This is a genomic window from Paenibacillus sp. GYB003 (assembly GCF_036577625.1).
Lineage (GTDB): Bacteria > Bacillota > Bacilli > Paenibacillales > NBRC-103111 > Paenibacillus_AB.
The window spans coordinates 1-574 of the sequence record NZ_JARBDC010000022.1; the positions used below are offsets into that span (position 1 = coordinate 1).

Sequence of the window (574 nt, forward strand, 5' to 3'; positions counted from 1 at the left end):
ATCGGTTTGCACAGCAAAGACCGTCCGTTCCATTAAGCGCCGAAGCCGGAGCGGGTTTCCTGCTGCTGCGAAGGAAACGGCGATATCGGCCTGTATGACCTGCGCCGGCGTCGTCGGGAGTTGGAGCATGGGGCGAGCATGGGGCGAGCATGGGGCGTCGGCGGGGCGGGCCTAAGCTTCAAGTGTCTAACGGATATGGCGGCCGCTAATGAGCCTCATTTCGGCCTATTTTTTTTCCAACGGACACAGGCGCGGCGAGCGACCGGGCAAGGTCGTGCAGTTTAGCAGGTGGAAACCCGGCTTGGTAAGACGTCAGCCGCGTCGCCAATACCGAGTCTTGGGCTGCCAACAGTAAAGGGAACAAATGGATACGAGATTACCAAGAATAGCAGAAGTCGCAAAGACCAGACCGAAAGAACGGTTTACCTCACTCGCGCATTTGCTCGACAAACAGATGCTTTGGGACTGCTATCCGGAACTGCCGGCAGACAAAGCGACAGGGATAGACGAAGTAACCAAGGCGGAGTATGGGAAGAACCTGGAAGCGAACCTGGACGAGCTGACGACCCGGATG

General features: G+C 57.5%; 1 pseudogene. It reads left to right on the forward strand.

What is annotated here, in order from left to right:
* Window positions 1-364 precede the first annotated feature (364 nt).
* Window positions 365-574 (forward strand): annotated as a pseudogene (locus tag PV407_RS09480) (group II intron reverse transcriptase/maturase); the annotation flags it as partial.